Origin of the sequence: Steroidobacter sp. (genome assembly GCF_016790065.1) — a bacterium.
Classification (GTDB): Bacteria; Pseudomonadota; Gammaproteobacteria; order Steroidobacterales; family Steroidobacteraceae; genus Steroidobacter.
The window spans coordinates 1-8912 of record NZ_JAEUPY010000738.1 but is presented as its reverse complement, the minus strand read 5'-3'; the positions used below and the strand labels follow the sequence as shown (position 1 = coordinate 8912).

General features: G+C 60.6%; 6 protein-coding genes. 1 reads left to right on the top strand and 5 read right to left on the bottom strand.

Annotated features, from left to right (window positions below):
• Window positions 1-171: 171 nt before the first annotated feature.
• The 5 genes from JNL55_RS30130 to JNL55_RS30110 all read right to left on the bottom strand — a co-directional run bounded on the left by JNL55_RS30130 (window position 172) and on the right by JNL55_RS30110 (window position 7861).
• Window positions 172-3087 (bottom strand): TonB-dependent receptor plug domain-containing protein, encoded by a 2916-nt coding sequence (locus tag JNL55_RS30130; RefSeq protein WP_293863321.1) that lies wholly within the window; start codon window positions 3085-3087, stop codon window positions 172-174.
• 69 nt (window positions 3088-3156) lie between these two features.
• Window positions 3157-4056 carry a shikimate dehydrogenase gene (locus JNL55_RS30125; protein WP_293863319.1) on the bottom strand — a complete coding sequence of 300 codons (900 nt, stop codon included), beginning with the start codon at window positions 4054-4056 and terminating at the stop codon, window positions 3157-3159.
• The gene (locus JNL55_RS30120; protein ID WP_293863317.1) at window positions 4053-5057 is read right to left on the bottom strand and encodes an alpha/beta hydrolase; all 1005 of its coding nucleotides are present in this window, start codon (window positions 5055-5057) and stop codon (window positions 4053-4055) included. The genes JNL55_RS30125 and JNL55_RS30120 overlap by 4 nt, the downstream gene beginning before the upstream one ends.
• 176 nt (window positions 5058-5233) lie before the next feature.
• On the bottom strand, window positions 5234-7105 hold the full coding sequence (locus JNL55_RS30115; RefSeq protein ID WP_293863315.1) for a bifunctional sugar phosphate isomerase/epimerase/4-hydroxyphenylpyruvate dioxygenase family protein: 1872 nt from the start codon (window positions 7103-7105) through the stop codon (window positions 5234-5236).
• An 84-nt stretch (window positions 7106-7189) separates the two neighbouring features.
• The gene (locus tag JNL55_RS30110; RefSeq protein WP_293863313.1) at window positions 7190-7861 is read right to left on the bottom strand and encodes a TetR/AcrR family transcriptional regulator; all 672 of its coding nucleotides are present in this window, start codon (window positions 7859-7861) and stop codon (window positions 7190-7192) included.
• A 135-nt stretch (window positions 7862-7996) separates the two neighbouring features.
• Here JNL55_RS30110 and JNL55_RS30105 point away from each other — a divergent pair.
• Window positions 7997-8912, top strand: a 916-nt coding sequence (locus JNL55_RS30105; RefSeq protein ID WP_293863311.1) for an MFS transporter, incomplete at its 3' end; no start/stop codon positions are given.

Here is an 8912-nt window from a genome sequence, read left to right as displayed (position 1 = left end):
CAACCAACGCGTGCCGGGAATGCGAGCGACATCTTCGGGTCGCTCGGCGCCGCAGATGAAATGAAAATTGGCTGTGGGCTCGCAAGCGCCAGCGACCGGATCGCTCGCTGCCGGCAACGATCCGGCAGCGGGCAGTAACCACAAGGCCGCCAGCCGGCGTGGGACCAATTTTTACAGCGAGAACGGCAACCCGAGGTAGTACGAACGCCCCACGGCATCGAACACACTGGTGTCCGTGCTGGTCTGCGAACTGGACACGAACACCGAGTCCTCGTCGGTCAAGTTGGTGATGCCGGCCCGCACCTGCCATCGATCGTTGATGTCGAAGGTGCCGACCAGATCGTACAAGTGATACGCCGGTACACCGCGCCCCGGATTCGCTGGCGTGGTCACGGCAGTCACATCCTTCATCGCATCCTGATAACGCCAGCGGAACGTCACAGTGGCGCCACCGATGCCGTAGCCGAGGGAGGTCAGCGCTTTGTACTCCGGATAAGACGCACCGATGGTGTTGGTGCCGCCATAGTCCTGGAAGCGTGAGTTCGGCAACGTTTGCACCGAGAAGCCCTTGGAATAGCCCACGCCGGTGGCGAAGAACAGGCGGCCTCGACCAAAACCGATCTCGTTCAAATCGGCGCTCCAGGCCAATTGCACGTCGATACCGCTGGTCTCCAGTCCGCCCAAATTCAAGTACGGCGTCCGGATCACTTGTAACAAGCCGTTGGAATCTCGGGTCAACAGCGAGCAGAACGAGTTGTTGACGTCATAGGAAGGATTGGAACCGTCCAGGTTGTAGCACTTGCTGAGCGCCGTCAGACCCGGAACGATGGAAATCACGTCCTCGATACTGATGTTGTAATAGTCCACCGACACTGTGACATCGCTGAACCACGGCGACTGCGAGCGCGGTTGCCAGGAGAAGCCGAAGTTGTAGGTATCGGCAGTCTCCGGATCCAGACCGCGATTGCCGCGAGTCAAGCCAGCGGTAGCGGTGGTCGGGAACGTGTAGTTATCGATCACGGCGAGCGGGATCCCTTGCGCGATACACAGCGCTCGAACGCTGGCGCCACCCGCACCGGTACGCGCCGTCGAGCGAACGTCGCAAGGGTCGCCGATGGAAGCCGGCGGCGTGCCGAACGCAATTTGCGATCCGCTATCGGCAGCAAACAACTCGCCGATGTTCGGCGCACGCACCGCGCGTTGATAGCCGCCACGCACCAGCAGCCCGGGTACTGGAGTCCATTTGATGTCGCCCTCGTAGCTGTCGACGCTGCCGCTGGTGGAATAGTCGGAACGACGAAACGCTGCGCCGACATTCAACCGCTCGATCAACGGCAGTTCCCGCAGAATCGGCACGTCGATCTGGGTCGCGTACTCGGTAACATCGTACTTGCCCTGCGACGGCAGCGAGGCAATCACCGCCTCGATGTTCTGCGACGCCAGCTGCGAGTCCGGGCTGTACTTATAGGTGTTCTTTCGATGCGAGCCCAACACGGCGAATTTCACCTCACCCGCCGGCAGACTGAATAGATCGCCTTGGACGACGCCCTGGAAATTGGATTGAGTCAACACTTCGGTGCTTTTCGCCGTCGTGGTCATGTACGCACGGCATTGCGCCGAGATGTTCCTGCTGTTGACCAGACCGAACGGATTGAAACCGCCAGCACAGATGGACGCACCGCCATCGGCCGCGTTCAGCAAGTTCTGCACCTGGCTTTTCAACACCGCGTTGTAGTTGGACTGCAGATGATTGGTGTCGTCGTAGGAGCCGTACAAATCCCAGGTCCAGTTCTTGAACGGCAGCGAGCCCTTCAAGCCGACCAGGTACTGCGAGGTATCGTAATGCTCATCCCAAGACTTCGCCGGCAAGCCCACGTAACGACCATTCCATGTGAAGCGTGCGTTCGGGTCGGTGCGCGACGCCAACAACGTACGCAAGTCGGCTGGAATGAACGGATTGGTGATCGGAATGCTGGTGAGCGTACCGAACTGAGTCAGGCTGCCGCCGCTGCTGGTGTGGACTTCGGAGTTCACATGCATGAACTGGCCGTACATGGTCACACTGTCGTTGAACTCATAGTCGAACTTGCTGAAGACCGACGTGCGATCCAACGGATTCTGGATCACCGTCTGCGGTCCCACCGGCATGCGCACGTTATTGGCGATCAACGCATAGCCATCGCTGGTCGGGCCACGATAATTTCTGGCACCGGTTTGTGAGAACAACGTGCCGTCGTCGTTGAATCCCAAGTTGAGCGTATTGCCCACAGTGGCGGTCACACCGTAGCTGGCGAACAGCGAATTGACGGCGGCCTGGCTGGGCAAGTTGGTCGCGGCCGGCACGAAAGTGCCTTGGCCGATGAACGATGACGGCGTCACCAGATTGAAAAAGTCACGCTTGTTGCCGTTCAGACCTTGCCGTGTCGCATAACCCACCGACAACAATGCCTGACCGCGATTGTCGGCGAACGAAGTGCCGAACGCGGCCGACGAAGTGATCTGCTGGTAATCGCTGCGTTCCGAGTTGCCGTATTGAAGATTGGTGCGGATACCTTCGAAGTGCCCGAGCGTGATGAAGTTGACGACGCCCGACATGGCGTCGGAACCGTACACAGCCGACGCGCCGCCAGTGATGGTTTGCACGCTGGCGAGAATCGCATCAGGAATCAGATTGATGTCGACGTTGCCCGAGATATCGGCCAGCGGCAGTCGTCTGCCGTCGAGCAACACCAGATTACGATTCGATCCCAAGCCACGCAGATTCACCGTCGCATGACCGCCCGTGCCCTGACCACCGTTGCCGGCAGTGCCGGCCGGCGAAAATTGAGGCAACTGATTCAGCGACGCTTCGATGGTGACCGCGCCGGTCTGTTTCAAATCCTCGGCGGTCGCGATCACGATCGGACTGGGCGCGACATGATTCGGATCGGAAATCAGGGTGCCGGTGACGACGACCTCTTCGAGGCCGGCCTCAGCCTGGGTCTGAGCGTGCGCGGTATTCACCAAGGTCGCGCTGGCGACCAGACCGAACAGCATGGGAATCGGACCATGGCCGCGCCGGGCGGCATGCCATTGTGTGTACTTCATTGTTCATCCCCCCAAACTCAACGTGCTTACGCCTCGCACCTACGGTGCTCGGATCTTTTTGAACCTCTCCTACTCGGCGGCGGCGAGCGCTGCCGGCCGCCGCGCCAACGAATCGAAATGCCGGGCCATGCGTAGTGCATCCGGTACGATGCCGGTGAACAAACGGAAGGCGCCGACGGCTTGATAGATCGCCATGCCGCCGCCATCCAGCGTGCGGCAGCCGATGCTGCGTGCGGTTTTCAACAACTGCGTCTGCAGCGGGAAATAAATGATTTCGACCACCCACTGCGAAGCGCGCAGTAGCTGCGCCGGCAGTGGTAGTCCAGGGTTTTTCGCCATGCCGGTCGTGGTCGCGTGTACGAGGCCGTCGGCAGCAGCCATGGCTGCGCTCAGATCGGTCACGGCGGCAATCTCACGAGTTGGAAACAACTCGCTCAGCGATCGCACTAACGCGCCCATCTTCGCGGCATCGATGTCGAAAATATCCAAGCGCTGCGCGCCCAACTTGAGCATGGCGTAAGCCACTGCAGCGCCTGCGCCGCCGGCACCGAGCTGCACCACTCGCTGCAGCGCTGCGCCTTGCAGACCCAACTTGAAACTCTCGGCGAACCCCCACCAATCGGTGTTGTGTCCGACTCGGCGGCCTTCGGAGAACACGACCGTGTTGACGGCGCCCAGCGCCTTGGCGTCATCGCTCAACGAATCCAACATCGGCAGCACCAGTTGCTTGCACGGATGTGTGATGTTCAAGCCTGCGAGGCCACGCTCCTGCGCCGATGCCAGCAGCGACGACAGTGCCGCTGCGCCGCCGTCGATACGATCCAAATCGAACAGCTCATAGCGATAGTCGAGCCCCTGCGCCGCACCCTCTTCCATGTGCAACGCCGGCGTCAACGACTGTTGAATGCCCGAGCCGATCAAGCCGGCCAGCACACGCCGGGAGCCTGCGATGGGACTGGCGGAGCTCACTCCCGTTTTCCTCCGCTCACCGCATCGATGAAGGCAAACGTCTTGGACAAGGCTTGCAAGCTAGCTTGGCGCGTCGCTTCCGGCGTGCTGCCGATGAAGCTGTGATCGACCGCAGGAATCACGATCAACTCAGACGGCACACCTTTCGCTCGCAACGCTGCGTCGAAAGCACGGGACTGATTGGCAGGCACGACCTTGTCGGTCTCACCATGGATCAGCAATGTCGGCGGATCTTTGCTATCCAACTGCGCGATAGGACTGGCGAGCGCCACCTTGTCCGCGCACTGCGTGCTGCTGCAGCCGAGATATCTGTTTCCTGGCGAGTTGGCGCCTGAGTTCAGCTCTGGGATGGTGCTGAAATCGAACACGCCGTACCAGGCGACCAAGCCTTGTACGCAATCCGATTGAGCTGCGACGGTCTTGTCAGCGATCTCAGGCGCAAGAGCCTCGACACCGCATGAAGTCGCCGCGAGTGCCGCCAGCTGTCCGCCCGCTGAGCCGCCCCACACGATGGTTTTGCTGGTGTCGATGGAATATTTTTTGGCGCTGGCACGCAGCCATTTGATCGCGGTCTTTACGTCCTGGATTGCCGCTGGGAATTTCGCCTCGCTGCTGAGCCGATATTCGATGGAAGCGACCACATAACCCTTGCGAGCCAGCGACGCGAGCACGCTCGGCCAATTCGAGAAAGCGCCAGCATGTCTGGTGTGGCCGCTTTGCCAACCGCCGCCGTGAATATAAATAACCAGCGGGCGCGGGGTGTTGGACGCAACTTGCCGATAGATATCCAAGCGCAGCGGCCGAAAGCCCTGCAACGTGCTGAAAACCACATCGGGATAACTTTCCACATCGGTGCCAAACGACACCTTGGCGCTGGGATAGTGGTCGTCAAGCACCGGCGCAGCAGCGATGTCCGCCACGACTTCGGCTCGAACCTGCGTTGTTACTAAGTTGAGTAGCGCCGCCAGTACGGCCGCGCCCAACTGCCTACCAAGTTTCATATCGCCCCTGATCGAGTCATGCAGTAACGAGCCACATCAAGCCGCGCCGTCGAGCCTTGGCAATGCGCCTAGCGATCGAACGGCCGCGGTTCGGCCGTGATCAATGTTCTGTACTAGTTCGTACATACTGCCTCGGCCGCAAGCCGATGGCAAGCGGTCAAACATAAGCGGCGGATTCAGCCCTGCGGATCGGCGCGATAGCGCGACTGCGCGGCGATGCGAACGGCGGCGTTACTTTCGCCGTAGGCGCGATAACGCCGCCGCTGCACGATCTCGAAGAAAAATCTCTTAGCGAAAGCCCGAGTAAACAATTGGAAATACTCGCCCTGCCCGTCGCGCTCATAAAGAATGCTGCCGGCAGCGAGCCGCTCGATCAGCGATCCATCCAGATCGTAACGAGCCTGCAGATCTTCGTAATAATTCGCCGGAATGGGCAGCGTCTGCGCCCCACTCTCTTCCAGCAACCGCGCAGTGACGAAAATATCCTCCGACTGCAGCGCTATGTGTTGCACACCCGCTCCCATGAACCCATGCAGGAAGCGCGACGACAAGGTCTGCGCCGTGGACGAGCTGTTCAGCACGATCCGAAAACTGCGATCCGACGACTCCACCGCCTGGCTGTACACCAAGCCGAACGGATCGTCGATTTCCACTTGAGCCGTCTTGGAAACGGCAAACAACGACAAGTAGTACAGCAGCCAAGACAGCATGGCTTCGTACTCCATGGCCTGAGTCAAATGATCGATGCGTTGCAGACCCACCCCACCCCCACTCATCGGCGGATTGGTCGCGACGAAATCATTCTTCCAGATATGCTGCTGTTCGCCATCGCGAATGAAATACAGCAAGCTCTCCCCCACACTGCGAGCTGCCGGAATCTGCAGCTCGCCCGGCCGCACAGGCTGAGAAAAACTGTTGATCTGCAAGGCCTGCGCCCGCTCCATCGCAGCCTGCACATCCTCGACCCGCGCGCCGATGGCACACACCGAAGCGCCATGCATGTCCGCATACGCTCGAGCAAAACTCGCCGGCTCATTGTTGATCAGCAGATTGATGCCGTTCTGGCTCCAGCGACTCACCCGCTTGGAGCGATGCTGTCCGGTGCGCGTGAAGCCCAATGTCTGGAACATCTGCCCCAGCGGCTCGACCTCGTTGTCGTTGGCGGCGAACTCGATGAACTCGATGCCATGACATTGCACACGCGGCGGCCGCCCCGAACCCTTCGCAAGTAACAAACGCCGCGCGACTTGATCCTCGATATAACGCAGCGAGCGCATGCCATCGACGGCTGTCGTCGCCGCTGCACTGGCGCGAAACCGGTCGTTGAATATTTCCAGCGACCAGATGCCGTCATAGCCGCGCGCCCGAAGTGCGGCCACATAGGCCTCGAGATCCAGCTCACCTTGGCCAGGCAAATAGCGGTAGTGGCGGCTCCACGAGCGGAAGTCCATCTGAATCACCGGCGCGTCCGCCAGATGCACCAGAAATATCTTGGCCGGATCGATGTCCGGCAAGCTTTCCATCGGCACGTTGCGCGCCAGCGAATGAAAGCTGCCGAGCACCAGGCCCAGCGCTGAATGATTGGTTTCTTTGACCACCGACCAGGCTTCGCGGTGATCGAAAATGTATCGACCCCACGCCAGCGCTTCGTAGCCGATGCGCATACCGCGCGCGTGAGCTCGTTCGGCGAGCTCATGAAAGTCCTCGACGATTCGCTGCCTGTCGCCCGAGGTGGCGAGCGATGCATTACTGCCGACGATCAGCAGATCGGTGCCCACCTGCTCCATCGCGTCGAAACGACGTTCGATCAGACCGAAGCTGCGCGAACGGATCGCCGCCGACATGCCTTCGAAATCGCTGACTCGCTGAAACGCCGTACAAGTCAGCCCGAGTTCACGCAGAGTTCGCCCGACATCGCGGGCCGTGCCGTCATAGGTGTGCAGATCGGTCTCGACCAGCTCGACGCCGTCGAAGCCGGCGTCGGCAATGGCCTGCAACTTGGCGTCGAGCCGGCCACTGATGGAGACCGAGGCGATGGAGGTGAACATACGGCGCTCCTCGGTACGTCTGTACCGGTTCGTACACTCTACGCGCCGAAGGCCCCGCTCGCCAACCCTGAGCGGGGCGGGATGTCAGCCCTTACGCACCTCGAGCAGGCGCTCGACGGCTTCGATAATGATTTTCTTGTGCCGCTTGCGCAGTTTGGGATCGGACAGGTCGCGGTCGAAGATGGCGCCGAAGGTGTGCCGATTGGAAACCCGGAAGAAACAAAACGCGCTGATCAACAAGTGCACGTCCACCGGATCCAGGTCGGCGCGAAACACCCCTTCCTTGCGGCCACGGTCAAGGATGCTGGCGAGCGTACGAATCACGCTCTGATTCACATCCTTGATGGAAGTGAGATTGGTCAGGTGCTTGGCTTGATGAATGTTTTCCACGCTCACCAGGCTGATGAACAGCGGATGGGTTTCGTCGTAATCGAACGTCAGCTCGATCAGCTTACGCATGGCGGCGCGCGGCTCCATGTCGAGCAGCTTGGCTTTCTCCTCGAGCGCGCGAATGTCCATGTACGCCTTCTCGAGCACGGCTTGATACAAGCCCTCCTTGCCCTTGAAGTAGTAATAGATCATGCGCTTGGAGGTGCGCGTGCGTTCGGCGATCTGATCGACGCGCGCGCCGCTCAGACCGTTGATGGCGAACTCCTCGGTGGCCACCGCGAGAATGTCCTGCACCGAGGCTTCCGGATCGCGAGTCACGACCGGCGGCTGCTCGGCACTGGCTTTTTTCTTGGTTGGCTTGCTCATGCGGACCTCGTTCATTGACACTCTGTACCATCTGGTACATAGTGAAAAAATGTACCGGTTGGTTCGTAACCGGCCTGGCCTGGCCCGCGATGCGCGGCGCCGGCCATAGATGAATAAGTTTCGTCGGGGGACGGGATGCAGAGCGCAGCCACAGTTGCGGTGAAGGCGGACACGGGCGTGGTGCGCAGCCGGGCGCGCTTCACCGTGCTGGGGCTGATCGCTGTCGGCACCATGATCAATTATCTGGATCGCGCCGTGCTGGGCGTGGCCGCGCCATCGATGACTGCGGAACTGGGACTGGATGCGGTAGTGATGGGCATCGTGTTCTCGGCGTTCTCTTGGACTTATGCCGCGGCCCAGATTCCGGGCGGCGCGTTCGTCGATCGGGTCGGCGCGCGGCTGTCGTACTTCTGGTCGGTCAGCATCTGGTCTGTTTTTACGCTGCTACAGGGCTTGGCGTCCGGCCTGATTTCCTTGCTCTCGTTTCGCTTGGGACTGGGCGTCGCCGAGGCGCCATGTTATCCCACCAACAGCCGCGTGCTAAGCACATGGTTCCCGCAACAAGAACGGGCGCGCGCCACCGGAGTTTACTCGGTGGGCCAGTACTTCGGCCTGGCCTTCTTGAGCCCCCTGCTGTTTTGGATCGTGGCCGAGCTGGGCTGGCGCTTGCTGTTCGTGATTGCGGGCATTGCCGGCATCGTTTTCGCGCTGGTGTGGCTGAAGATCTACCGGGAGCCGCACGAGCATCCGACCGTCAATCAGGCCGAACTCGCGCACATCGAAGCCGGCGGCGGGTTGGGCTACCGGGGCAGCGCCACACCTTTCAACTGGCGCAACGTCTTCGGGCTGCTCAAACATCGCCAGGTGCTGGGCGCCTCCATCGGCCAGTTCGCCGGCAATTCCACCCTGGTGTTTTTTCTGACCTGGTTCCCGACCTACCTGGCCACCGAACGCAACATGGGCTGGCTCAAGGTGGGTTTTTACGCGGTGATGCCGTTCATCGCCGCTTCCATCGGCGTGCTGGTCGGCGGCTGGGTGTCGGACATGATCA